The organism is Asaia sp. W19 (assembly GCF_003994335.1).
In the GTDB taxonomy this organism is placed as follows: domain Bacteria; phylum Pseudomonadota; class Alphaproteobacteria; order Acetobacterales; family Acetobacteraceae; genus Asaia.
In genome coordinates this window covers 1-556 of record NZ_PNQZ01000225.1, presented here as the reverse complement: position 1 = coordinate 556, position 556 = coordinate 1, and the positions used below count along the sequence as shown (strand labels likewise).

1 protein-coding gene is annotated in these 556 nt (G+C 54.0%); it reads right to left on the bottom strand.

The window, feature by feature from the left end; all coding sequences use genetic code 11:
- Nucleotides 1–556, bottom strand: a 556-nt coding sequence (locus C0V97_RS18200) for a TonB-dependent receptor domain-containing protein (RefSeq protein ID WP_127103767.1), incomplete at both ends; no start/stop codon positions are given.

Sequence of the window (556 nt, the reverse complement as noted above, 5' to 3'; positions counted from 1 at the left end):
CCCCCCCGCCATTGATGCTCTGCGAATAATAGGAGCCGTTCGGCAGAACGACCGTCTGCGTATAAAGTCGGTTCGTGAAGTTGTAATGAAAGTAGGTCAGGGTGCTGTTGAAAAGCGAACCCTGATAACGAATGCCCGCCTCTTCGGAAATCGAGATTTCCGGCTTCTGATTCGGGTTTGCCTTGGTACTGTAACCAGCACCCTTCGTGTACGTGCCCGCATCATAAAGCGACGTGTTCATCGGGATACGGAAATTGGTCGTGCCTGAGGCAAAGAGCTGGAACTGGTTGTTCAGCTTGTAACGGATCGAGGCGGCAGGTAGCGGCTCATTCCAATTGCCGTTGATATAGGGCCCGGTAGAGGTGTTCGGCAGGTAGTTCTGCCCCTGGCGCGTGATCATCGCATATTTGAGCCCCCCTTCAATCGTCAAACGGTTGTTCAGAAGGGACAGGGAGTCATCGATGAAAAGCGTGTGGATGCGCGTCTGGGTCAACGTATCACGATATTGCGCCGTGACGCCGTTGGACAGAACGAGGTTCGGACCACCSCCATAKTC